The organism is Novosphingobium sp. SG720 (assembly GCF_012275365.1).
GTDB classification, from domain to species: domain Bacteria; phylum Pseudomonadota; class Alphaproteobacteria; order Sphingomonadales; family Sphingomonadaceae; genus Novosphingobium; species Novosphingobium rhizosphaerae.
Genome location: NZ_JAAZQN010000007.1, coordinates 1 through 24,842, shown reverse-complemented (window position 1 = coordinate 24,842; position 24,842 = coordinate 1). Strand labels below are relative to the sequence as shown.

The window sequence follows — 24,842 nt, the reverse complement described above, 5'->3', positions numbered from 1 at the left end:
CACGAAGTCAGCCGCCGAACCGCGGCGTGGGGCACCCGCGAAAGCCGGTGCCCACCACTTCGAACAGCGCGCCGCCGGCCGGCTCGTCCACGCCATCGGCGGCCGATGTCACGAACAGGCGATCGAGATTGTCACCCGCAAATGCCAGGTTGGTGATCTGGCTGGCGGGCAGCGCCACGCGGTGGGTGCGCGTGCCATCGGCGGCAAAGCGGCTGATGCAGCCAGCGCCCCAATGCGCGATCCACAGCCCCCCGTCGCTGTCGATGGTCATGCCATCGGGCGAACCCCAGCTTTCGGGAAATTCCAGGAACGTCTCGCGCGGGCCCAGCGAGCCATCGGCAGCATAGGCAAAGCGATAGACGCGGCCCAGCGCGCTGTCGGTGTGGTACAGCCAGCGCGCATCGGCCGAAAGCACCGGGCCATTGGCGATGCGATAGCCGCTGTCCACCTTGGTCCACGACAAGTCATGATCGAGGCGGTAGAAATTGCCGGTCGGCGTTTCGCCGTCCATGTTCATCGTGCCGGCCCAGATCCTGCCCTGTGGGCAGACCATGGCATCGTTCATGCGGTTGCGCGGCAGATCGGGTTCGGGCGCGCCGATCGGCACGCAGGAAAACGGATCGAGCGTGATCGTGGCAAAGCCGCTGCGCAAGCCGGCGATGAAGCCAGGGCCGCCCTCGCGCTCCAGCACCCAGCCGATCATGTCGGGCACGGGCCATTCGGCCACGAGCCCGCTGGCCAGGTCGAGCCGGTTGATGCGCTGGCCGATGATATCAACCCACAACAGCGCATGCTGGCGGGCCGACCACAGCACGCCTTCGCCCAGCAAGTCACGCCCGTGCATCGCGCCCGGCCGCGCGACCTGGATCACCTGCACGGCGGCGATATCGATCTTGGTATCAGTGGCTGTCACGGGGCACCCCATAGACTTGCGCCACCCGTTGAAACCGGACGGCATCCTCGATCACCGCGCCATCGGCGAACTGGCCGGTGATCTTGCGGCTCAGCGCCTGCCACGGCGTCTGGTCTTCGGGGAAGCGGAACGGTTCGGCCGCCAAGGCGGCGCGGCGCTCCGCCATTTCGGCGTCCGACACCAGCAGATCGACCGTGCGGGTGTTGAGATCCACGCGAATGCGGTCGCCATCGCGCAGCAGCGCCAGGCCACCGCCCACCGCCGCTTCCGGGCTGGCGTTGAGGATCGAGGGGCTGCCCGAGGTGCCCGACTGGCGCCCGTCGCCCAGGCACGGCAGCGCATCCACCCCGGCGCGGATCAGCGCGGCGGGCGGGCGCATGTTGACGACCTCGGCCCCGCCGGGATAGCCGATCGGCCCTGCCCCGCGGATCACCAGGATCGAACGCTCGTCGATGCCGAGCGCCGGATCGTCGATCCGCGCGTGATAGTCTTCCGGGCCGTCGAACACGAAGACCTTGCCTTCGAACGCCTCGGGGTCATCGGGGTTCGACAGGTAGCGCGCGCGGAACTGGTCGCTGATCACGCTCTTCTTCATCACGGCGGCGTCGAACAGGTTGCCGCCCAGCACGGTGAGGCCGGCCGCCGGCTTGAGCGGGCGGTCGAGCGGGCGGATCACCTCTTCGTCGGCGATTGTCACGTGGGCGACATTCTCGGCCACGGTCTTGCCATTGGCGGTCAAGGCCGCGCCATCGAGCAGGCCGGCGCGGGCCAGTTCGCCCATCACCGCCGGCACGCCCCCGGCGCGGAAATAGTCCTCGCCCAGGTATTCGCCCGAGGGCTGGAGATTGACGATCAGCGGAATGTCGGCGCCATGGCTTTCCCAATCGTCCAGCGTCAGGTCCACGCCCACGTGGCGGGCAATGGCATTGAGGTGGATCGGCGCATTGGTCGATCCGCCGATCGCCGAATTGACGCGAATGGCGTTGAGGAACGCGGACTTGGTGAGAATGTCGGACGGCTTGCGATCGGCGGCGACCATTTCCACGATCTGCTTGCCGGTGTAATAGGCGCATTCCTGCCGGTCGCGGTGCGGCGCCGGGATCGCGGCCGAACCGGGCAGGCTCATGCCCAGCGCTTCGGCCAGCGAATTCATCGTGGTGGCCGTGCCCATGGTGTTGCAATAGCCGGTGGACGGCGCAGAACTGGCGACCAGTTCGATGAAGCCCTTGAAGTCGATCTCGCCCTTGGAGAGCATCTCGCGCGCTTTCCACACGATCGTGCCGCTGCCGGTGCGCTTGCCATCGTGCCAGCCGTTGAGCATCGGGCCCACTGACAGCGCGATCGCGGGAATGTTGACCGTGGCCGCCGCCATCAGCGCGGCCGGGGTGGTCTTGTCGCAACCGATGGTCAGCACCACGCCGTCGAGCGGATAGCCGAACAGCACTTCCACCAGGCCCAGGTAGGCGAGGTTGCGATCGAGCCCTGCGGTGGGCCGCTTGCCGGTTTCCTGGATGGGATGGAGCGGGAATTCGATGGGAATGCCGCCCGCCTCGCGAATGCCGTCGCGCACGCGGCTGGCCAGCACCAGATGATGGCGGTTGCACGGGGAAAGGTCGCTGCCGGTCTGGGCAATGCCGATGATGGGGCGATCGGACTGCAGCTCCTCGATCGTCAGGCCATAGTTGAGATAGCGTTCAAGGTAGAGCGCGGTCATGTCGGCCGATTCGGGATTGTTGAACCAGGCCCGCGAACGCAAGCCGCTACCGCCCGGGCCGCTCTGGTTTTTCGTGCTATCGTTGGCCACCGCTGCCATTCCTTCCTTTGCCTTCTTCCGGGCCAGAACGCCATTTTGCGTCGCCATCCGCGCCCATTGACCTCTCTAACCATATATATATGATAAATGTAAAGAGCGCGATGGCGTGCTTGTTTGAGGAGCCTGGAATGTCCCAACCTTCGATCCGCCTCGGCCTGGTGGGCCTGGGCAAGATCGCCTGCGACCAGCATCTTCCTGCCATCACTGGAAATTCCCGGTTCGAACTGGTTGCCGTGGCCGATCCGGTGCACCGTCTTGACGGCGTGCGCGGCTATGCCGCCCTGGCTGAAATGCTGGCGGGCGAAGCCGGTTCGCTCGATGCCGTGGCCCTGTGCACGCCGCCGGCGGTGCGCGTGTCCCTGGCGCGCGAGGCGATCGCCGCCGGGCTCGATGTGCTGCTCGAAAAGCCCCCGGCCGCCGCCCCCACCCAGGCCGAAGCGCTGGCGCAACTGGCCACTCGCGCCGGGGTCACGCTTTATGCCGCGTGGCATTCGCGCGAGAGCGAAGCGGTGGAAGCCGCGCGGGCCTGGCTGGCCAACCGCAGCATCACCGCCGTGCACATCACCTGGCGCGAAGACGTGCGGCAATGGCATCCGGGGCAGGATTGGCTGCTGGCCAAGGGCGGGTTCGGCGTGTTCGATCCGGCGATCAACGCCTTTTCGATTCTCACCGAAATCCTGCCCTCGGGCATCTGCGTCGAAGGCGCCCAGCTGGAAATGCCGGCCAACCGGCAGTCACCCACCGATGCCCAGGTGCAGATGCGCTGCAGCACGGGCGCCCCGATCATCGCCGACCTGTCCATCCTGCACCCCGGCGACCAGCAGTGGGACATCGTGGTTCACACCGCCGACGGCGAACTGATGCTGCGCCAGGGCGGGCATCGCCTGGAAATCGACGGCGCGCTGCGCCTGGACGCGTCGAACGACGAATATCCCCGCATCTATCGCCGCTTTGCCGATCTGATCGACCGCCGCGCCAGCAGTGCCGATGCCAGCCCGCTGGCGCTCGTGGCCGATGCCCTTTTGCTGGGCACGGTTACCACCGGCCCCGATTTCGAGTTCTGAACGATGACCATGCATCCCACCACCGATCGCCGCACTGCACTTGCCCTGGGCCTTGCCGGCTTGGCTGGCAGCGCCGCGCCCACCCTGGCCAACGCCGCAGCCGCTGCGGGCGCCCGTATGGCGGACAAGGCGCTACCCTCGCCCCGCCGGCAGGAGCGGCTGGCCGATGGCTGGCGCTTTGCCCTGGGCCACGCGGCCGACATGGCCAAGGATTTCGGCTTTGGCCGCTTCCAGCGCACCTATGCCAAGCCCGGCTTCGACGTGTCGCCCGCCTTGCAGCCCGATTTCGATGACAGCGCCTGGGCCATGGTGCGCGTGCCGCACGATTGGGCGGTGGAACTGCCTTATGCCCTGCCTGCGCAGCCGGTGGCCAAGGAGCAGGAAGACATGGCCGCCGGCCATGGCTTTCGCGCCATCGGCCGCGATTTTCCGCAAAACAGCGTGGGCTGGTATCGCCGCAAGCTGCCGGTGGGCGCGGCGGATAAGGGCCGCGCGGTATGGCTGGAATTCGACGGCGTGTTCCGCGATTGCAAGGTCTTCGTGAACGGCTACGAAGCCGGCGGCAGCGCTTCGGGCTATGCCCCGTTCCGCGTCAACATCGCCGATTTCCTCGACTATGATGGCGGCCCCAACCAGTTGGCCCTGCGCGTCGATGCCTCGCTGGGCGAAGGCTGGTTCTATGAAGGCGCGGGCATCTATCGCCATGTCGATCTGGTGAGCGCCGCGCCGCTCCACGTGCCGCAGTGGGGCACCTGCGTGCGCAGCACGGTGGACGGCAGCGGCGCCCGCGTGGCCATCGCCACCACACTCGCCAATGCCGCCGAAGCGGCCGGCCGCGCGCAATTGCGCCATCGCGCCTTCGCCCCCGATGGCGCGCTGGTGGGCGAAATCGCCCCGCAAGCCGCCACCACGCTCGCAGCGGGCGCACAGGCGACGGTGAATGCCGATCTGGCGCTGGCCGCCCCGCAACTGTGGTCGCCGCAAACCCCCAAGCTCTACACCCTGGAAACCAGCGTGCTGGTTGATGGCCGGGAAGTGGACCGCACGATCACGCGCTTCGGCATCCGCACCCTGGCGTTCGACGGCACGCGCGGCTTTGCCGTCAACGGCCAGCCGGTGAAGCTCTTGGGCGTGTGCAACCACCAGGACCACGCCGGCGTGGGCACGGCGATTCCCGATGCCCTGCATGCCTGGCGCGTGGCGCAGACCCAGGGCATGGGCGCCAATGCCTGGCGCAGCGCGCACAATCCGCCATCGCAAGCACTGCTCGACATCTGCGACGCCACGGGCATGATGATGGTGGCCGAAACCCGGCTCAACACCACCAACCCCGAAGCGCTCGACGAACTCGACCGCATGATCCTGTCCTCGCGCAACCACCCGTCGATCATCCTGTGGTCGGTGGGCAACGAGGAAGGCCACCAGGGCAGCGAGCGCGGCCGGCGCATTTCGGCCCAGCTCGTCGCGCGGTGCAAGCAGCTCGATCCCACGCGGCTGACCACCCAGGCGATGGACAAGGGCTGGGACGGCGGCGCCGCCGATGCCGTGGACGTGGTCGGCTTCAACTATCGCACCGACAAGATTCCGGCCTGGCGCCAGCGCCACCCCGGCAAGCCGGTGATCGGCACCGAAACCGCCAGCACCGTGGCCACGCGCGGCGCCTATGCCAACGATGCCGCCGCCCACGTGGTGCGCGCCTACGATACCGAGCATCCCTGGTGGGCCAGCACGGCGGAAGAATGGTGGCAGGTCGTCGCGGCCGAGCCGGGCATTGCCGGCGGCTTTATCTGGACCGGGTTCGACTATCGCGGCGAACCCACGCCCTTCCCGCAGATGCCCAGCGTTTCCAGCTATTTCGGGGCGATGGACTTGTGCGGGTTGCCCAAGGACAACTATTATTACTATCGCGCCTGGTGGCGGCGCAGCGAGCCCCTGGTCCACCTGCTGCCGCACTGGAACTGGACGGGGCGCGAAGGCCAGCCGATCGAGGTGTGGGTCCACGGCAATTGCGCGCACGTGGAACTGCTGCTCAATGGCAAGTCGCTGGGCCGCAAGGACATGCCCGAAAACGGCCACCTGGCCTGGCAAGTGCCTTACGCCCCCGGCACGCTGGAAGCGCGCGGATACAATGCTGGCAAGCTGGCCGCGCGCGATACCCGCGTCACCGCCGGCAAGCCCGCTGCGCTGCGCCTGGTAACCGAGCGCACGCGCCTGGCCGCCGATGGCAATGACGTGGCCGCCGTGCGGGTCGAAGTGACCGATGCCGCCGGCCATCTGGTGCCCACGGCAGACACCGCCCTCACCTTTGCCCTTTCCGGCGCCCTCACCAACGCGGCGCGGATCATCGGCCTGGGCAATGGCAATCCCACCTCCACCGAGCCCGATAAGGGCAACGCCCGCCGCGCGTTCAACGGCCTGGCGCAAGTGCTGGTGCAGAATGCCGGCGCAGCGGGTGGCGCGCGCCTGACCGCCAGCGCGCCGGGCTTGAAGCCCGCCAGCCTCGACCTCTATTTCCATGCCTGACGCCAAGGACACCCCGTTCATGAACCTTCTGCGCCGCGCGGCTTTCGCGCCCGCCCTGCTCATGGCCTCTTCCGCCATGGCCGCGCCCGATCCGACGCTCTACCTGGGCGCCGATCTTTCCTTCACCAACGAGATGGAGGCCTGCGGGGCGAAGTTCCTCGACCATGGCAAGCCGGCCGATCCTTTCGTCGTGCTCAAGCAGCATGGTGGCAACGTGATGCGCGTGCGCCTGTGGAACGACCCCAAGTGGACGCAGTACAGCACCTATGATGATGTGCTGAAGACGATCACCCGCGCCCATGCGGCGGGCCTCAACGTGCTGCTCGATTTCCACTATTCCGATGACTGGGCCGATGGCGACAAGCAGCCTGCCCCGGCGGCCTGGGCGGGCCTTTCCACCGACGACCACGTCAAGGCGCTGCACGACTATACCCGCGCAATCCTCGACAAGCTCGCGGCGGCCGGCCAGCTGCCCGAAATGGTGCAGGTGGGCAACGAAACCAACGCTTCCGTGCAGGGCGGGGTCAAGGACCAGCCGATCGACTGGACGCGCAACGCCCGCATGCTCAATGCCGGGATCGCTGCGGTGCGCGAGGCGGCCAAGGTCCATGGCAAGCCGATCCAGGTCATGCTGCATATCGCCCAGCCCGAAAACGTGATCCCGTGGTTCGACGATGCCACGGCGGCGGGCGTGCTGGACTATGACGTGATCGGCATCAGCTATTATTCCAAGTGGTCGAAATACAATCTTTCGGGCCTGGGCAAAGTGATCGACGCCGCCCACCGCCGCTATGGCGCGCAAGTCTGGGTGGTGGAAACGGCCTATGCCTTTTCCGACGACCATGCCGATGACACCACCAACCTGTTGGGATCGTACAGCGCCATTCCCGGCTATCCGGTCAGCCCCAAGGGCCAGCTCAAGTACCTGGAAGACCTGACCCAGACTGTGGTCAACAACGGCGGCAACGGCGTGGTCTATTGGGCGCCGGACTGGGTTTCCACCCAGTGCAAGACGCGCTGGGGCACCGGATCGAGTTGGGAAAACGCCGCGATGTTCGACATCAAGCGCCACGAGGCGCTGCCGGCGTTCGACTGGTTGCGCAAGACGTACAAGCCGCAAGCCAAGCCTTGATCGTCACCCCGGACTTGATCCGGGGTCCCGCTTTTCTGGATGGTTGCGCCAGGCCTCGCACCACCCCCAACCCCCTCCTTGCAAAGAGGAGGGGGCTTTTTCATGACCGCCCGTTTTCAAACGAACGGCGGCGTCCAAGCACCCCGCCCGCCCACAGCGCCGCCCAGATCAGCACCGGCTGCGCCAGCATGCGCGGGATGTGATAGCCAAGGCCCAGGCCATGATCGGGCCGCGCCAGATCCATGATCATGTGGTTGATATTGGCCGGCCACACGCACAGCGCATAAGCAGCCAGCCCCCATCCCGCCGCGCGGCGCAAGGCCGGGCTGAACCCCTGGACCAACGCCACGCTGCCGGCCAGTTCGGCAAGGCCGGTCAGCGCGATCACCAGCGGCGCGTGCGGCACCCACGCTGGCGTGATTTTCAGGAACGGCGCGGGAATGGCCAGATGAAGCACGCCGGCCGCGAAATAGAGCAGGCCGAGCAAGAGGCGCACGATGCGGCGGGTCATGCGCCCTTGTTGCATAGCCCCGCGCCACCGCCAAAGAAAAAGGGCGCCGCATCGCTGCAGCGCCCCTTGCAGTTTGGAGCCGACCCGGGGAGAGGATCAGGCCGGCCCCGTGATCCGGCAAGGATCAATAACGAACCGTGATGTCAGCCAGATAGCTGCGGCCATACTTTTCATAGCGCGCGATCTGGTTGGCATCGTTGTTCCAATAGAACCGCGCCACCTGGTTGGTCAGGTTGTTGGCCTGCACGCGCACCGAGATGTTCTTGGTGATGGTATAGCCGATGCTGGCCCCCAGCGTGGTTTCGCTTTCCAGGCGAGTGAGCTTGGAGGCGTCCCAGCCATAGATCACCGTGAACGGGCTGTGGTGCTTGAGCGCCAGGCGCGCGTCGATGCCATGGTCGGAATACCACAGGTCAACCTCGCCGGTGAAATCGGCCAGGCCCACCGCCGGGAACGGGTTGGTGCTGGGCGAAAGTTCCTTGAGGTCAGACTTCACGAAGGCGGCGTTGGCATAGATGCCGAACTTATCGAGGCCGGGGATGAAGTAGAACGGCGTCTGCAACGTGGTTTCGATACCGGCGATATAGCCGCCCTTGCCGTTGGCCGGGCCGGTGATCAGGTAATCGGCACCGTTGATCGTCTGCGTGGTCTGGGCATAGCCGATGTTGGTATCGACATCCTTGTAATAGCCCGCAACCGCCAGCAGCGCATCCTTGTGGAAATACCATTCCACCGACAGGTCACCCTGCGTGGCCATGAATGGGCGCAAGTTGGGATTGCCGGCCGAACCGGTGAGCTGCGGCGGATAGACCGACAGGTTCTGGTTGGCCCGCAGTTCATCGAGCGGCGGACGCGAGATCACCCGCGCTGCTGCCACGCGCAGCTTGAGCATGTCGGTCAGCTCGAAGTTCAGGTTGATGCTGGGCAGCGCGCGGAAATAGTGGTTCTGCGCGTTCACCGGCGAAAGCACGGTCACGTTGGCCGTGCCGTCCCAGCTGGTGGAGGCAGACGTGCCCGTGCTGTGCGTCACCACGTCGACGAAACGCACGCCGACGTTACCCGAAAAGCCATTGCCGGCGAGGTCGGCCATGACATAGCCTTCCATGTCGTCTTCGCGCACGCGCCAGCCCTTGGTGGGATCGTCGGCGCCGGGGGTATAGACCACCGCCTGGCTGGCGATGGTGTCGAAATTGCCCCACACCATCGTCGGCACGGTGAAATTGCTCGTGTTGAAGGCGGTCAGGTCCGACGCGTTGAGCGTCACGCTGCCGCCGCCCACGGTGGCGATGCTGCCGCTGCCATAGGCCAGGCTCTTGACGCGGTTGGAATAGCGCAGGCCCACGCCAATGCCCGAAAGCCAGCCGCTGTTGACCGCGCGGCGGATGTCGATCTGCCCGGCGCCCAGGTCATCGTGCAGGCGCTGCGGCCCGTCATAGATGCCGGGGTAATAGCTCTGCACCGTCTGCGCGCTGGTATCGCCCACGTTGGCACCGCTGATCGAGACCGACGGCACCTGGCCCGCGCCAGTGGCAAAGGTGGTGGTGGAGGGATAGAATTCCGTCGCCACCGAGCGATAGAGGTTGTTGCGCTTGGCGCTGGAATAGGAAACGTCGGTCTTCACCGACCACGTGCCGTCATCGTACTTGGCGTTGAGGCCCGAGACGAACAGGGTCTTGTCCTCGGTATACTTGCCGAAAACGTTGGTGACCGAGGAATAGTTGTTGAGCGTGGCGCCCGTCACCGTGTTGCCGGCGAGCGTGTAGTTGCCCTGCTGGTAGATATCGCCGGCCTGGCCGAAGTTGCCGCCCCAGTCGCCCCAGCCGTTGGAACGGCCATACCATTGCTGCGCCTGGTTCTCGTCGATCTTGATGTTGGAATAGAGGCCGTCGAGCGTGATGTCCCAATAGGAACCCGGCTTCCACTGCAGGGCGGCCGTGGTGCTCCAGCGGGTTTCGGTCAGGCCCTTGACTTCGGCCTGCGCGCCCCAGGGGGTGTTGATCTTGTTGCCGTTGGCATCGGTCGGCGGGCTGCCGGTGTCGACGGTGTTGTAGCCCCAGCCCTGGAAGCTTTCGAAGCCGTTCTTCTGGCGCTGGTAGGTGCCACCGATCACCAGGCCGAGGTTGTCGGTCAGCTTGCCGACATATTGCGCGCTGCCGCGGGCGCCGAGGCCCGAATAGCCCGGAATGTCCTTGCCGCCATCGTTATAGATCGCGCCGCCGCGCACGGTGAAGGCGGGCCCATGGTAATCGAGCGGCTTGATCGTCTGGATGTCGATCGTGGCGGCCACGCCCCCGGCGATGAAGTCGGCGCTCTGTGCCTTGTAGACCGTCACGCCCGAGACGATTTCGGACGGGTAGATTTCCCAGCGCACGTTGCGGTCGGGTTCCGACGAAGCCACTTCGCGCCCGTTGATCAGGCCCAGCACCAGGCGCGGGCCAAGGCCGCGCACCGCGGCCTGGCTGGCATTGCCGCGATCGCGCGTGGCGGTCACGCCCGGCAGGCGGCCCAGCGAATCTGCGATGGTCACATCGGGCAGAACGCCGATGTCCTTGGAACTGATGGTTTCGGCCACCACCGTGGTGGTGCGCTTGGCATTGAGCGCGTCGCGCAGCGAAGCGCGCAGCCCGGTGACGACGATCGCCTGGTCCGACGGGGCTTCATCAGCAGCCGATTGCGGCGCAGCGGCATTGTCGGCGGCTTGCGCGAAAGCAGCGTGAGAGCCCATGGCCAGCGCCAGGACACTGGTTGCACAAAGAACGCGACGGAAATCGAGATGCATGAAAAGCCCCTCCCGGAAAACAGTGAAGTCTTATTTATACGATAAATAGGATTCGTATGCGCCAGGTGTCAAGCCATGTCGCGCAAGGCGGCAGACGTGGCGGGGCAAACACCGCCAGGTGTTGCCCGGTGGCAACAGCAGGCAAGTGTCAGGAACGTTGCGAAATCAAGGGTGTGGCAGCATCAACCGCCGCGCAGCAGTTGCACGCCCCAATCGCGCTCGAACAAGTAGAGCAGCACGCGCGCCGCCTGCCCGCGCGGGGAATCCAGCCCGCCATCGCGCTCCATCAACAGCCGCGCGTCATCGTGGGCAATCGGCAGCAGGTTGGCGATCTGTTCGAAATCGGCGACACGAAACGGCGTATCGCCCGATTGGCGCGTGCCGAGCAATTCGCCGCCGCCGCGCAGGCGCAAGTCTTCCTCGGCCAGCAGGAACCCGTCCTGCGTCTCGCGCATCAGGGCCAGGCGTTCGCGGCCCACTTTGCTCACCATGTCGCCGCGCAGCAGCAGGCAAGTGGATTTCTGGCTGCCCCGCCCCACGCGCCCGCGCAACTGGTGCAACTGCGCCAGGCCAAAGCGCTCGGCCTGCTCGATCACCATCAAGGTGGCGTTCGGCACGTCCACGCCCACTTCGATCACCGTGGTCGCCACCAACAGGCTCGCCTGCCCGCTGGCGAAGCGCTCCATCGCCGCGTCCTTGGCTTCGGGCCGCATCTGGCCGTGGACCATCACCACACGCTCGCCAAAGCGTTCGGCCAGCATGGCGTGGCGCGCTTCTGCGGCGGCCAGGTCCTCGTTCTCCGCCTCGCGCACCATCGGGCACACCCAATAGGCCTGGTGCCCGGCGGCGATGTGCCGGCCGATCCCGTCGATCACGTCGGGCAAGCGCTCCTGCGCCACCACGCGCGTGTCGATCGCCTGGCGGCCGGGTGGCATTTCGTCGAGCCGCGAGACTTCCATCTCGCCATATTGCGCCAGGGTCAGCGTGCGCGGAATCGGCGTAGCGGTCATGGCCAGGCAGTGCGGTGTGCGCCGCGCCTTTTGCGTGAGCATCAGGCGCTGGCCCACGCCGAAGCGGTGCTGCTCATCGATCACCACCAGCGCCAGATTGCGATAGGCCACGCTGTCCTGAAAGATTGCGTGGGTGCCCACCAGGATATCGATCCCGCCATCGAGCAGGTTCATCAGCAGCGCCTCGCGCGCGCGGCCCTTGTCGCGGCCGGTCAGCAGCGCGATGTTGACGCCCGTGCCGCGCGCCATTTTGGCCAGAGTATCGGCATGCTGCCGCGCCAGGATTTCGGTGGGTGCCAGCAGGGCCGCCTGCCCCCCCGCCTCCACCGCCACCAGCATGGCATGGAGCGCCACGGCGGTCTTGCCCGAACCCACGTCGCCCTGGAGCAGGCGCAACATGGGGGAGCCTTGCGCCATGTCGCCCTCGATCTCGGCAATGGCGCGGGTTTGCGCACCGGTCAGCGCGAAGGGCAGGTTCAGCTTCGCGCGCAGGCGCCCGTCGCCGTGCAGCGGCTGGCCCACTCGCGTGCGGTTGGCCGCGCGCACCAGCATCAGCGCCAGCGCATTGGCAAACAGTTCGTCATAGGCCAGGCGATCCTTGGCGCGCTTGTCGGGTGCCTGGTGCGTCCGCGCCAGCGCCTCGTGCCAGGCGGGCCATTCCTCGCGCGCCAAGAGGCCTGGCTCGATCCATTCGGGCAGGCGCGGCGCCTGGGCGAGCGCCTGGTGCACCAGCGTGGCGATGCGGCCCTGGGTCAGGCCTTCGGACAAGGGATAGACCGCCTCGGTCATCTGGCCTTGCAGGCCTGCGCTGTCCTCGCTCACATGATCGGGGTGGACGATCTGCCAGGTCTGGCCGAACTGGTCGAGCCGCCCGGCCACCCAGCGCTTCTCGCCCACCGGCAGCGCCTTTTTGCCGGTGTAGGATGCCCGGCCGAAATAGGTGATCGACACGTGGTTGCCCACGCTGTCTTCGGCAATCACGCGGAACGGGCCGCGCCCGGCCGGCTGGCGGTGCTCGCGCACGGTCAGGGCCACGATGATCTGCTCGCCCAGCGCCGCTTCATCCAGCGCCTGCACCGCGCGCCGCTGCACGAAGCGATCGGGCAAGTGATAGAGAAAGTCGCGCACCCGCGTCAGCCCCAGCTTGTCGAGCGGGCGGGCAAGGCCGGCGCCCACGCCTTTCAGGCTGGTGGCCTCGGCAAACAGGGGATTGAGCAAATCGGGGCGCATGGGGCTCCCATAATCACCATGGGGCCGTTGCGCCATGGGGCAAGCTGGCTTACCCGCAGCCCTTATGACCGAAACGACTGCGACTCCTGAATCCGGCCCGGACTTTGGCAAACTGGACGAAGCACGCCTGCGGCGCATGAAATTCCGCGCCTGGCATCGTGGCACGCGTGAGGCCGACTACATGATCGGCTGCTATTTCGACCGTTTCCACGGTGAATGGGGTGAAGCAGAGGCCGTCTGGTTCGAAACCCTGTTGGACGAGGAAGACGTCGACATCCTGGGCTGGGCCCTGGGCACGCTGTCGGTGCCGGAGGAATATGCCGGCCCGCTGATGGACCGCATGCGCCAACTCGACTACGTGGAGATTCCACGCTGACGTGGCGCCTGCCGCCCTTCGACAGGCTCAGGGCGGACGGAACATTGTTGCAATGTTTCGTGTTTCCCCGTTCGGGCTGAGCTTGTCGAAGCCCTCGGCACCACCGCTTGAGTCCGTCCAGGAACAACAAACCAATCTCCGTTCGCCCTGAGCCTGTCGAAGGGCGCGCACGCAACGTCCGCCAAAAGAACCCAGCCATGCCCGACCTTTCCCGCATCCTTTCCGCCCGCAGCCCGCTGACGCTTGCCAGCGTGGCGCGCGGCGCGCAACCGCTGGTCATGGCGGACCTCGCCCGTGCCGCTGCGGCGGCGAAGACGCAGGGCCGCTGCGTGTTCATCACGCCCGATGACACCGCCTTGCGTGCCCTGGTGGAAAGCGCGGCGTTCTTTGCGCCCGAACTGGACGTGATCGATTTCCCCGCGTGGGACTGCCTGCCGTTCGACCGCGCCTCTCCCGCCCTGTCGATCAGCGCGCGGCGGCTGGCGGCCCTGCAAAAGCTGCAGCACAAGCGCGACGGGCGGCCGCAACTGGTGGTCACCACGATCAACGCCGTGCTGCAACGCACGCTCACCCCATTTCGCATCCGCGAATCCACCCGGCTGCTCACCCCCGGCGTGGAAATCGGCCGCGAAAGCCTGATCGCGCTGCTCCAGCGCCAGGGCTATTCGCGCACCGACACCGTGGTGGACGCGGGCGAATATGCCGTGCGCGGCTCGGTCTTCGATATCTTTCCCACCGGGCTCGATCACGGGCTGCGGCTCGATTTCTTCGGCGACGAGCTGGAAACGCTGCGCCTGTTCGATCCGGCCACGCAACGTTCGGTCCAGCCAGTGGAAACCCACCTGCTGCTGCCCGCCAGCGAGGCGCTGCTCGACGAAACCTCGATCAAGCGCTTCCGCAGCCGCTATCGCGAGATCTTCGGGGCCAACGCCACCGGCGACGCGCTTTATCAGGCGGTCAGCGAAGGCCGGCGCCTGGCCGGCATGGAACACTGGCTGCCGCTGTTCGAGGAGCGGATGGTCACGCTGTTCGATCACTTGGCCGAGGGCGACCTGGTGGTGCTCGACAGCGCCGCCGCCAAGGCCGCCGAGAGCCGGCTCGATGACATCGCCGATTACTATGCCGCGCGCACCGAAGCCTCGGCCCGCCAATCGGGCACCTATCGCCCGCTCAAGCCCGACGCGCTTTATCTCACGCGCGAAGAGCTCGATCGCGCCTTGGCCGGGTGGCCAGTGCATCGCGCCTCGATCTTTGCCGAGCCGGAAAGCGCCAGTGTCATCGACTTCGGCTTTTCCAGCTCGCGCGATTTCACGCCCGACCGCGCGCAAGGCGTCAATATCTATGAAGCCGCGGCCAAGCACCTGGCCGCGCTCGGCACGCGCGGTCTCAAGCCGATCGTCGCGGCCTATACCACCGGCTCGCGTTCGCGCCTCGCCTCGCTGCTGGCCGAGGCGGGCAAGCAGGCACCGGCCCTGGCCGATACCTGGCAGGAAGCGCTGGGCCTGGCTGCCAGCGGCCGCCCGGTCGCCGTGGTCCTGCCGCTGGAACAGGGCTTTGCCAACGACACCCTGGAACTGCTGACCGAGCAGGACATCCTGGGTGACCGCCTGGTGCGCCGCAAGAAGAAGCGCAAGGACGCCGACGCGTTCCTGGCCGAGCTGTCTGCGCTCACCCCTGGCGATCTGGTGGTCCACATGGACCATGGCATCGGCCGTTACGAGGGCCTCGAAGCGATCACCGTGGGCCAAAGCCCGCACGATTGCGTGCAACTGACGTATGCCGGGGGTGACAAGCTCTACATTCCAGTCGAAAACCTCGACGTGCTATCGCGCTATGGCGCCGAGAGCGAAAACGTCGCGCTCGACAAGCTGGGCGGCGAAGGCTGGCAGCGGCGCAAGGCGCGCATGCGCGAGCGCATCTTGGAAATGGCCGGGCAGCTGATGGCCACCGCCGCGTTGCGCGCGCTGCGCCAGGCCGATGTCCTTGCGGTCGATCCGGCGAGCTATGGCCCCTTCGTCGATCGCTTCCCCTGGGACGAGACCGAGGACCAGGAACGCGCCATCGACGACGTGCTGGGCGACATGGCCGAAGGCAAGCCGATGGACCGGCTGGTCTGTGGCGACGTCGGTTTCGGCAAGACCGAAGTGGCCCTGCGCGCGGCGTTCGTTTCGGCGATGGCCGGGCACCAGGTGGCGGTGATTGCCCCAACCACCCTGCTCGCGCGCCAGCACTACAGCAATTTCGTGGAGCGGTTCTCGGGCTTCCCCCTCCAGATCCGGCGCCTGTCGCGCCTCGTGCCGGCCAAGGAAGCCACGCAGACGCGGGCTGGCCTCGCCGATGGCACGGTGGACATTGTCGTGGGCACCCACGCGCTGCTTTCCAAATCGGTGGAATTCAAGCGGCTGGGCCTGGTCATCGTCGACGAGGAACAGCGCTTTGGCGTGACGCACAAGGAAAAGCTCAAGGAGCTTAAAACCGACGTCCACGTCCTCACGCTCACCGCCACGCCGATCCCGCGCACCTTGCAGATGGCCATGTCGGGCCTGCGCGAACTGTCCACGATCCAGACCCCGCCGGTCGATCGCCTCGCCGTGCGTACTTATGTGATGCCGTGGGACGATGTCACCATGCGCGAGGCCTTGATGCGCGAGCACCAGCGCGGCGGGCAGAGCTTCATCGTCGTGCCGCGCATTGCCGACATGGCCGAAGTGGAAGACTGGCTGCGCCTCAACGTGCCGGAAATCCGCTTCGTGACGGCGCATGGGCAGATGAGCCCAACCGAAGTGGAAGACCGCATGAGCGCCTTCTATGAAAAGCGCTATGAAGTGCTGCTGTCCACCACGATCGTGGAAAGCGGGATCGACATTCCCAGTGCCAACACCATCGTGCTCCACCGCGCCGATCGCTTTGGCCTGGCCCAGCTTTACCAGCTGCGTGGCCGCGTCGGCCGGGGCAAGCTGCGCGCCTATGCCTATCTCACCTATCCGGAAAACCAGGCCCTGTCCGAAGTGGCGGAAAAACGCCTCAAGGTGCTGGGCGATCTCGATTCGCTGGGCGCCGGGTTCCAGCTGGCCAGCCATGACCTGGATCTGCGCGGCGCGGGCAATCTGCTGGGCGACGAGCAATCGGGCCATATCAAGGAAGTGGGCTTCGAGCTTTACCAGTCCATGCTGGAAGACGCGATCATGGCGGCCAAGGCCGGCGAAATCGGCATGGCGCGCGAACGCGACGCGCTGTCCCCGCAAATCACGCTCGATGCGCCGATCATGATCCCCGAAGACTATGTGCCCGATCTGGCGGTGCGCATGGCGCTCTATCGCCGCATGAACGATGCCGAGGGTGCTGACGCTGTCGAAGCGCTGGCCGCCGAGATGATCGACCGCTTCGGCCCGCTGCCGCAACCCACGCAGAACCTCTTGCAGCTGATCGAGGTCAAGCGCCAGGCGATCGAGGCCCGCATTGCCAAGATCGACGTGGGGCCCAAGGGTGTGCTCGTGTCGTTCCACAACGACGATTTCCCCGATCCCATGGGCCTGGTCGCCTATGTCGAGCGGCTGAAAGGCACCGCCAAGCTGCGCCCCGACAACAAGCTGGTGATCCAGCGCGCCTGGGGCGATCCGCAAGGGCGCCTCAACGGGCTGGTGCAGCTGACCAAGGGCCTGTCCACCATCGCGCGGCGCGCCGGCAAGAAAGCCGCCTGATCGCCGGAGCGGTCAGGCCGGGCTCCCGGCCGCCATCCGCGCCATGGCGGCACCATCCATCGGCCCGGCCCGCAGGAAGCCCTGGAACAAGTCCACGCCTTCTTCGGCCAGCACGGCGAGTTGCGCTTCGTTTTCAACCCCCTCCGCCACCACAGAGAGCGAGAGGGCGCGGGCCATGGCCACGATAGCCGCCAGGATCGCGCGGTCGCGCCCATCGCGCGCCACGTCGCGCACCAGCGAGCGATCGAGCTTGAGCGTGTCGAGCGGCAAGGCTTTCAACGTGCGGAAGTTGGAAAAGCCGGTACCGAAATCATCGAGCGCCACGGCCACCCCACGCGCGGCCAGGGTCCGCAAAGCGTCCGCGCAAGCCTCGAAATCGGCAATCAGGGTCTGCTCGGTGATTTCCACGGTCAGCCGATCGGGGGCAAAGCCCGCAGCCTCGGCCCGCGCCAGCAACCCACCGGCAAAATCGGGCAAGGCAAAATCCTCGGCCGTGATGTTGAGCGACAGGCGCATGCCCGCCGGCCAATCGCGCGCGCCGGCAAGCGCCGTGCTGGCGATCGCTTGCGATAGCGGCGCCATCTGGTCGGCCCGTTCGGCCACCGCGAACAGGGTTTCCGCGCCGATCCGGCCCATGCCCGGATGCTCCCACCGCGCCAGCGCTTCGGCCCCGGCGAGCGCGCCATCGGCCACGCGGAACTGCGGCTGATAGAGCACGGCGATCTCGCCGCGGTGCAGCGCGCCGATCAGGTCTGCTTCAAGCCGCGCTGCGCTGCGCCCGCGTGCCGGATGGCTGCCATCGGCCCACAACAGCCGTCGCGCCCCGCCGCGCAGCAGTTGCGCCAGCGCCTGGTCCAGCCGGTCGAGCAGCGCGCCGCCGCCCTCGCCCGATTGGCCGCGCAGCAGGGCAATGCGCGGCAAGAGGCGCACCACCTCGCCGCCCAGCGAAAGCGGCCGCGCCACGCTGCGCGCCAGGCCTTGGGCCAGCAATTGCCAGCGCTCGCGGCTTACCGGCCGGGCGCTGGCAACCAGGAACTCCCCGCCGGAAACCCGCGCCACCAGGATGCCGCCCCGCGCGCTGTTGCAGATCGCCATGTCCTGCGCGGCGAAATGGGCAATGCGCCGCGCCACTTCGGCCAGCACGCGATCCCCGCCGCGATGGCCAAAGGCCAGGTTCACCGCCTGAAAGCGATTGAGGCCGATCAGCATGGCCTGGACAAACCCGCCCCGGCCGGCCTGATCGAGCCAGGCGCGCGCTGCGCCGGCATCGGGCAGGCCGGTCAGCCCGTCGCGCCCGCCATTTGCCTCACGCGCAGGGTCGGTCGGAACGCGCCCGTCGGGCACAATGGGCTGATCGGGGCGGCCGGGCGTGGTCATTGTCGCCCCGCCCTAGCAGAGCGCATCGGGCGTTGTCTGCCCTGCGACATACCTCAGACATTTTCGCATTGCGCCATAATGGGTCGCCCCATATCACGCCCCCAGTTCGCCGCAGGTCCTTGCGGCAGGGGATGCATGATGACGGCAACGATCGGATCGCCAAGCGGCGCCAGCTACGAACGGCTCGCCCTGCTTGCTTCGCCCACCGACCGCGCGCAAGAGGCCGCCGCCGCGCTGGCCAAGGCCCACGCCTGGGTGCCGTTCGACGAGGCGGAAGCCGTGGTCGTGCTGGGCGGCGATGGCTATATGCTGCAAGTCCTGCACCAGATGCTCGATGCCGATCGCGTGGTCCCGGCCTATGGCCTGAACCTGGGCACCGTGGGTTTCCTGATGAACCGCCAGAAAAGCAGCCGCGCGCTGGAAGAGCGCGTGGCCCGCGCCCGCCCCGTGGCGATCAGCCCGCTGCGCATGGACGCAGTGACCAGCGATGGCGAAACGCAAAGCTGCTATGCCATCAACGAAGTTTCGCTGCTGCGCGAAACCCGCCAGACCGCCAAGCTGGAAGTGACCGTCAACGGCAAGGTGCGCATCCCCGAGCTTTCGTGCGATGGCGTGCTGGTGGCAACGCCAGCGGGATCGACTGCCTACAACCTTTCGGCCAATGGCCCGATCCTGCCGCTCGGCGCCAATATCCTGGCGCTGACCCCGATCAGCCCGTTCCGCCCGCGGCGCTGGCGCGGCGCAATCCTGCCCGACACGGCCGAAATGGTGTTCCGCGTGCTCGAATCGGTCAAGCGCCCGGTGCTGGTCGTGGCCGACCAGAAGGAAGTGCGCGAAGTGAGCGAAGTGCGCGTGCGCGCCTGGCGCGATCACCAGCTGACCTTGCTGTTCGACCGCGGCCGCAGCCTGGACGAGCGGATTTTCGCCGAACAATTCATGAGCTGAGGGCGTGCGAAGATTTGGCCTGGGGCGGGCTGCGAACGGCCGCCGTCTGCGCGTCCGGTCCTCACGTACATGAAAGTACGCTGCGGTCCGGTTCTCGAAGACAGCCATTCTCGCTCCACCCCAGGCCAAATCTCCGCACGCCCTGCTGCGGCGGCAGGTTCGGCACTCCGCGCTGTGGAAAAATTTGCCCCGCGCCGGCTTGCCATGGCCGAAATGAGTGCTATTAGCGCGCACCTGACCCGGGCAACCGGGCCTGTTCCCTGATAGCTCAGCGGTAGAGCTCTCGACTGTTAATCGAGCGGCCGTAGGTTCGAATCCTACTCAGGGAGCCATTTCCTTCTGTCCTTGCACAGAGGGACACATACCCCCGGTCACGCCGGGCCTGTTCCCTGATAGCTCAGCGGTAGAGCTCTCGACTGTTAATCGAGCGGCCGTAGGTTCGAATCCTACTCAGGGAGCCATTTTTTCATTTCCGGGTGGAGACCCCCCTTCAGGGGGCATACCGCTTCCACCGGGAGAGCTGATTTTCTCCAGTAAGTCGAATGGCTTACGGAAGATTGTGGTGAGCTCTCCATCTGCAAATGAGCAGTTCGATAGCACGAGATTCAGGGCTCTGCGCTTGCTGGAAAGAGGCAGCGTCTCAAATCGGTGATGAGCCGTCCGGGCGAAGTCGACGAGCGCGACACCGTCATCGATCACGTCATCTTCCGCGAAAGAGAGGCTCTCGAGGTCGCGGACACACCTGTCTCGCTCTTCTCTCCATGTTGCCGCGACGCGATCGTGAAACTCGCTTGTCACCCGCCCCTCGATTTTGTCGAGGTAGAGGGTGTCGAGCCGGTGTTGAAGGCGATCGGCTTCCGCTCGGATCTTTGCCACCCGTTCGTCGCGTTCCCGAATCTCGTTTGCCCGGCTTTCGCGAATCGCCTGGCCAATCATCCGAAAAACGTCATCGTCCAGTCGCAGCTTCCTGAGTTGAGCGGCAAACATGACGTCCAGCGCCTCTTCTCGAACGTAGGGCTCCGGGCACCGCCCTTTGAACTTCGAGCAGTGATAGTAGATGTACCTGCCCTTTTTAATTTCCGCCGTCATTGCACACCCGCAATGGCCGCAGGTCATCAAACCGGTGTAAGCAAACTCGTGGCGGTTCCCGTGAACGTTGGAAATGCTCCTTCCGTCGAGGATTTCCTGCACGTTCATCCAGGTCGCGAAGGTTGTCAGCGGCGTGTGTGAACCCTCATACAATTTGCCAAGCCATTCGAAGGATCCTGTGTAAATCCGACTCCGCAATATCCTGTGGACGGAACTCGACCCGATCGGCTTGCCTGTCCTGCGGTAGCGCAGCCCAGCGTCCCGAGCCTTTCGGGTGAGCTCCTTGAGGGAATATTCCCCGCTTTCGAACCACTCGAACAGACGCGTGATGAGAGGACCGGTCTCCGGATCGATGGCGATAACCCGCTTACCGTGAGCGCCCACAATATTCGTGTAGCCAAGCGGCGCGAATGAAGGCCAGATCCCCTGCTCAGCCTTCTCGAGCATACCCTTTCGGGTTTCCTCTGACAGATTGTCGATATAGTTCTTCGCCATCAGAACCTTGATGCCGTGCATGAATTTCTCGGAGGACCGGGAATCTCGCGACAACACCACGTTCTCTTTTACGAAGTGAACCTCCAGGTCCAACCCATCAACCGTCACCCAATCCTTGAGATTACGGTATAGCCTATCAGTCTTCTCAACGAGGATCGTTCTCACGCTTGCATGCTTCTTCATGTAGCGGAGCATTTCCTCGAAGCCCGGTCGGCCAGACCGCTTGGCTGTTTCTACGTCAACAAAATCGGCTGCGATTCCGATTCCATTTTGCGACGCATATTCCCGCATGAGTTTCTGCTGGGCGGGGATCGAGAATCCTTCCTTCTCTTGCTCCGCCGTCGATACGCGAGCGTACATGACGGCCCGTGCCTGGTACGTCACGGAAGCCGGCGTCCCTCGGCTGCGAGCAGCGGACTTATTTCTGGGTTGAGCCATATTCTTACTCCTAACACCTCAACTCTAACCACCCCCTCCCCATTTCGGAAGTGTTACGCAAAAGTTCGATATGCGTCCCGCCTGGGGTTATTGCAGTTCGAAATGGATCTCACTTTGGGTTACTAAAGTTCGAAACATATCCCACTTGGGGTATGAGCAGCCGTACCTCTGTTGATGATATTTATTATTTTGATGAGGCTTATTTTCTGAACAACATCACGAAATCAACCAAGCTGCCAAGGTAGTTCCTAGCCAGATCATCGCTCACCGGCTCGCCTTGCCTTGATGAGAAATACCGCTTGGCCTCCTCAACCAGATCACCGGAAAATTGGGATCTGCTTGCAACAAAGGTGCTCGCTTCCGGCGGCGTCGCCGCATTTGGTCCGGCCTTCTGCCGCTCCGCAATCAGAGCGATAGCGCTTTCGACCGCGGGCGCGGCAATCGGATGGGTCTCTGCCGTTTGGTTGGCCGAGACGTAACCCCGTTCAGGTTGGATGACAGATCTCGGCTCAGCTGACGCCATATCGCCACCCTGCCTGTGAGGAGCGACCTCATCTGCGGAGTTGTCGGGCGGATTGGCGCGATCAGCCGCCGGCACCCCATCCGGCGCGCTCGTTTTTCGCTTGCGCCTCATCGCTTCAGCGCCGCCCGTCTAAATGCGGCTCGCTGACACGCTGAGTGATCCATAAGGGGCCGTAACGGCGCCTTAGGTGCCCGATGAAACTCTCAGCATAGCGCCGCTGCCGGGAATGCCCAGCAGATGCAGCGCTGCCGGCAACAGCTTGGCGAGATGGGCCAGATGATGCTCGGACGGCCGCTGAGCGCGCAGGCCTTCCTGACCCACATACTTCTGGGCAACACCGTTGGAGACGTATTGTTCGAGGACTCTCCGGCAAGCGCGGCCAGGGTCATGGCGAACCGTGCGGTCATCTCCAACGGCCTCGCCACCATGTCGGTCGCGAACGAGTGGATGCCGACGATCCGCGCGACGGTGTTCGGGATCATGCTCTTCATGATCCCGATCGCGCTGCTGTTCATCCTGACGCCGATCAACCTGCGGGTCGCGAGCTTCGCGCTGGGCATGTTCGTGTTCGTGGCACTTTGGGGCGTGATCGACGCAGGCATCTACCAGCTGACCCTCGGACGCGCGACCGCGACGCTGGCCGAACTCCGCTCCAACGCGTTAGCAGCCAATGCCTGGCTGCTGGCGCCCTCCGCCGCCATGAAGGCGCTCGCGATCTTCGGCAGCTTCCGCACCGCCGCGGCGGGCCTCGCTGGCGCCTTCGTCTTCACGGTCTTCCGCTTCAGCGGCAATGTGTTCTCGTCGCTCACTTCCGGATCGCTTGGCATCGCGGGCCAGGGTACTGCGGCCGCCGCGCCGATGGGCACCGCCGAGGGGCGGTCCTCCGCGCTCGAGGCGCAGGCGTCTGCGATGGGCACCCGCTCCCGCGCGGCAGCGGCTTCGAGCTTTGGGGACTTCGGCGAGCGTTCGAGCTTCAATGCCAATCGCACCTATGGCGAGGCCGGTCACATTCTTGGCGAGCGCCCTGGGACGCCGGGCGGAACCGCCTTCGCGCTAGGCGGGATCGAGGGCTCACGCCAACTGGGAAGCCTCGCCCCTGCGCTGGGAGGCCGCGATCTGGCCGATCCGGCAGTCGCGCGCGCCGTTCAGGCTAACGCGGCCACGACGGCCATCCATCAGTTTGCCGAGAAGGATGCACTCAGAGGTCTGGGTACTGGTTATTTCGGCCAGGGCGAAGCTGGCGAAAAGGCGTTCGCCGCCTTCAGCCAAAACCTCGTCCAGTGGCGCGCCTTTGGCGATAGCCGAGCCTATGACATGATGTTGCAGGGAGCGACGCGCCACTTTGAGCGGGCCGGATATTCACCGGCCGATGCTCAGCTGAAGGCCTCGGGCGTAATCGGCGAGGCCCAGGCCGACCCTACCTTCGCCAAGCTGATCGCCAACACCTACGATCAGGAACAGCTGCTGCGCAACGACCTCACCTCCGCGCAGGTCCAGGTTGGTGCGATGGAGGGGCGCCGCGACTATGCCGGCGACAATGTCACCGGCGTCGAGCGCGCCAATGTCGCGACCGAACAAGGCTGGCGCAGCGGCAGCAACCAGGGCCAGCGCGAAGCGGCGTCAATGCTCGGGCTTTCGGTCGATGAGACCGGACGCCGGGTCGGGTTCATCAACGCACTCTCGGGCGAAGCGCGCAGCACCGCGGTCAGCCAGCTTGCCCGCGCCACCGGCAGGAACGAAGCCCAGGTGGTGGCAGCCGTTGAACGCTACAGCGCCGCGACGCAGCTGGGCACGGCAGATGGCGCGGCCGCCGAAGCCGGCCGCGAAGGAACGAGCATCTATGGCCGCAGCCGCGAGGCTGCCGGCTATGACTTCGCCGAGCGCTCGGGCAAACTCGACGCGCAGCGTGAGGTTGGCACTGCCGGTACTCGCAGCTCGGCGCGGATCGGCGAGCAGCGCCGGCAGTCCGAGAATTTCGGGTTTGCCGAGGGCGCGGCTGCGGCCGGTGTCTCGACGCGTAAGGCTGCGCGGCTCAACAGCTTCATCCAGGCGCTCAGCCGCACGGCCGGCAATCAGGTCGATATGGCCGAGGGCGGTGCAGCAGGTGTCGCCGATCGCGCGCGCAACGAGCGTCTGACTTCGATTGTCGACCGGGAGCGTCTCACTCGCATGCAGGGCTTGCTCGCGGAGCACGGAATCAAATTATCGAAGCGTCAGCTCGCCATGGATCAGAATGGCGATCTTGGTCTCAACCTTACCCCTGCGACCGCCGCCGCCATGTGGAAGGCCGGCCTCATCAACGAGAGCCAGCTTGGCGCGATAGCCAATGGCGGGCATGCCCGCTTCAGCTTCGCGCATAACGACCTGCTGGTCTCCAGCGGCACGGACTTCAGCCGGTCGGCGCGCAGCGACACCAGCACGCGGTTCGAAGCCGGCAAGCAGGCTGGTCCCGACACTATCGAGCATTTCATGGGCGGCGGTGCCGAAGGCCAGGCCATGCTCGCGAACTGGCTTCGCGGCGGGTTTGAAATGGACCGCAAGGGCGATTGGAGGCTGAAGCCTCAGGTTGCGGACACGCTCCAGCGCGATGTGCAGGCGATCATGGCCCAGACGGGATGGCAAAGGACGCTATCCCGCTCAGCGCAGGATCAAACCACAATGGGCACAACCATCGACCTCGGGGTGGGACGCTCGGTCGAATTTTCTGATGGCAACAGGTCCGGCGGGGGCGCTCCAGTGTCGGGGGGAAGAAGGCAAAATTCCACCTCCGCAGGCCCACGGAAAGGCCGGACGGGAGCCGATCAAGCTTCTGCCGGTATCGGCTTCAACGTAAGCGATGTGCTCAGGCCACGGCGGTCCAGGGCATGAGCTCTCCGACGGCGTTGGCTGGATGTCCGTTGGCGAGTTTGGCGAGGGTCTCTGC

14 protein-coding genes, 2 tRNA genes and 1 pseudogene are annotated in these 24,842 nt (G+C 65.7%); 9 read left to right on the top strand and 8 right to left on the bottom strand.

The window, feature by feature from the left end; all coding sequences use genetic code 11:
- Positions 1-7: 7 nt before the first annotated feature.
- Positions 8-913, bottom strand: coding sequence for an SMP-30/gluconolactonase/LRE family protein (locus FHW94_RS19950; protein ID WP_349237572.1), 906 nt, complete (start codon positions 911-913; stop codon positions 8-10).
- A complete protein-coding gene (locus tag FHW94_RS19945) occupies positions 900-2,717 on the bottom strand; it encodes an IlvD/Edd family dehydratase (protein ID WP_349237571.1) in 1,818 nt (605 codons plus the stop codon). The genes FHW94_RS19950 and FHW94_RS19945 overlap by 14 nt, the downstream gene beginning before the upstream one ends.
- A 137-nt stretch (positions 2,718-2,854) precedes the next feature.
- On the opposite strand from FHW94_RS19945, the gene FHW94_RS19940 reads away from it, so the two are divergent.
- The 3 genes from FHW94_RS19940 to FHW94_RS19930 are packed head-to-tail and all read left to right on the top strand — an operon-like array spanning position 2,855 to position 7,445.
- A complete protein-coding gene (locus FHW94_RS19940) occupies positions 2,855-3,790 on the top strand; it encodes a Gfo/Idh/MocA family oxidoreductase (RefSeq protein WP_168557599.1) in 936 nt (311 codons plus the stop codon).
- A 3-nt stretch (positions 3,791-3,793) separates the two neighbouring features.
- Positions 3,794-6,313 carry a beta-galactosidase GalA gene (gene galA, locus FHW94_RS19935; RefSeq protein WP_168557598.1) on the top strand — a complete coding sequence of 840 codons (2,520 nt, stop codon included), beginning with the start codon at positions 3,794-3,796 and terminating at the stop codon, positions 6,311-6,313.
- Between the two features lie 19 nt (positions 6,314-6,332).
- On the top strand, positions 6,333-7,445 hold the full coding sequence (locus FHW94_RS19930; protein WP_168557597.1) for a glycosyl hydrolase 53 family protein: 1,113 nt from the start codon (positions 6,333-6,335) through the stop codon (positions 7,443-7,445).
- Positions 7,446-7,545: 100 nt separating this feature from the next.
- On the opposite strand, the gene FHW94_RS19925 is transcribed toward FHW94_RS19930, so the two are convergent.
- The 3 genes from FHW94_RS19925 to recG form a co-directional block, all read right to left on the bottom strand.
- Positions 7,546-7,956: a hypothetical protein gene (locus tag FHW94_RS19925; RefSeq protein WP_168557596.1), complete on the bottom strand. Its 411-nt coding sequence runs from the start codon at positions 7,954-7,956 to the stop codon at positions 7,546-7,548.
- 124 nt (positions 7,957-8,080) lie between these two features.
- Positions 8,081-10,681 (bottom strand): TonB-dependent receptor, encoded by a 2,601-nt coding sequence (locus tag FHW94_RS19920; RefSeq protein WP_210425778.1) that lies wholly within the window; start codon positions 10,679-10,681, stop codon positions 8,081-8,083.
- A gap of 236 nt (positions 10,682-10,917) precedes the next feature.
- Positions 10,918-12,975 carry an ATP-dependent DNA helicase RecG gene (gene recG, locus FHW94_RS19915; RefSeq protein WP_168557594.1) on the bottom strand — a complete coding sequence of 686 codons (2,058 nt, stop codon included), beginning with the start codon at positions 12,973-12,975 and terminating at the stop codon, positions 10,918-10,920.
- Positions 12,976-13,039: 64 nt separating this feature from the next.
- Here recG and FHW94_RS19910 point away from each other — a divergent pair, with 64 nt between their 5' ends.
- Both FHW94_RS19910 and mfd read left to right on the top strand, forming a co-directional pair.
- Positions 13,040-13,351, top strand: a complete 312-nt coding sequence (locus FHW94_RS19910) for a succinate dehydrogenase assembly factor 2 (RefSeq protein WP_168557593.1) — start codon at positions 13,040-13,042, stop codon at positions 13,349-13,351.
- Between the two features lie 197 nt (positions 13,352-13,548).
- Positions 13,549-17,052: a transcription-repair coupling factor gene (gene mfd, locus FHW94_RS19905; RefSeq protein WP_168557592.1), complete on the top strand. Its 3,504-nt coding sequence runs from the start codon at positions 13,549-13,551 to the stop codon at positions 17,050-17,052.
- 12 nt (positions 17,053-17,064) lie between these two features.
- Here the strand turns inward: mfd and FHW94_RS19900 are convergent, their stop codons facing one another.
- A complete protein-coding gene (locus tag FHW94_RS19900) occupies positions 17,065-18,429 on the bottom strand; it encodes a bifunctional diguanylate cyclase/phosphodiesterase (protein WP_168557591.1) in 1,365 nt (454 codons plus the stop codon).
- A gap of 135 nt (positions 18,430-18,564) precedes the next feature.
- On the opposite strand from FHW94_RS19900, the gene FHW94_RS19895 reads away from it, so the two are divergent.
- From FHW94_RS19895 to FHW94_RS19885, 3 genes are all read left to right on the top strand, one after another.
- Positions 18,565-19,374, top strand: a complete 810-nt coding sequence (locus FHW94_RS19895) for an NAD kinase (protein WP_246866300.1) — start codon at positions 18,565-18,567, stop codon at positions 19,372-19,374.
- Positions 19,375-19,631: 257 nt separating this feature from the next.
- Positions 19,632-19,706, top strand: a tRNA-Asn gene (locus tag FHW94_RS19890).
- A gap of 54 nt (positions 19,707-19,760) precedes the next feature.
- Positions 19,761-19,835: transfer RNA gene (locus FHW94_RS19885), tRNA-Asn, on the top strand.
- Here FHW94_RS19885 and FHW94_RS19880 read toward each other — a convergent pair.
- Positions 19,825-21,318 carry a recombinase family protein gene (locus tag FHW94_RS19880; RefSeq protein WP_168557590.1) on the bottom strand — a complete coding sequence of 498 codons (1,494 nt, stop codon included), beginning with the start codon at positions 21,316-21,318 and terminating at the stop codon, positions 19,825-19,827. The genes FHW94_RS19885 and FHW94_RS19880 overlap by 11 nt on opposite strands.
- A 277-nt stretch (positions 21,319-21,595) precedes the next feature.
- Positions 21,596-22,030: a hypothetical protein gene (locus FHW94_RS19875; protein ID WP_168557589.1), complete on the bottom strand. Its 435-nt coding sequence runs from the start codon at positions 22,028-22,030 to the stop codon at positions 21,596-21,598.
- Between the two features lie 114 nt (positions 22,031-22,144).
- Between FHW94_RS19875 and FHW94_RS19870 the strand changes: the two are divergent.
- Positions 22,145-24,586, top strand: a pseudogene (locus FHW94_RS19870) (conjugal transfer protein TraG N-terminal domain-containing protein); the annotation flags it as partial.
- Between the last annotated feature and the right edge of the window lie 256 nt (positions 24,587-24,842).